Genomic DNA, 405 nt, shown 5'->3' on the forward strand with positions numbered 1-405 from the left:
AGACGATCAGCGGCGGGATGTGCTTGATGATCTCCCCGTGGTTGCACGACACCTGCGTGAGGATCCGGTGCTACAGCAACAGCGGCAACCAGACCATCTGCGCGAAGAGCCCCTTGCGGGCCGCCTGGAGCATGGTCCACCGGCTGCGCAGCCCGAGCGAGGACGGCCGCCCGAACTCGATGCCGATCATCAGCCCGCGTCCCCGTACCTCGTGGAGCAGTTCGTACTCGTCCACGAGCGCGGCGAGCCGCCCGCGCAGCAGGTCGCCCATGGCGCGGGCATGGGCCACCACCTGCTCGTCCTCCATGACGGACAGGACGGCGAGCCCGGCCGCCATCGCCTGGGCGTTGGAGCCGAAGCTGGCGGAGTGGACGAGCCCCCGGTCCATGGAGGAGTAGCCCTTCT

Annotated in this window: 1 pseudogene; it reads right to left on the reverse strand. The window is 69.1% G+C overall.

From position 1 onward, the window contains the following. Positions 1 to 405 (reverse strand): annotated as a pseudogene (locus G3I78_RS49830) (aminotransferase class III-fold pyridoxal phosphate-dependent enzyme); the annotation flags it as partial.

Origin of the sequence: Streptomyces sp. SID13726 (assembly GCF_010548375.1) — a bacterium.
GTDB lineage: Bacteria > Actinomycetota > Actinomycetes > Streptomycetales > Streptomycetaceae > Streptomyces.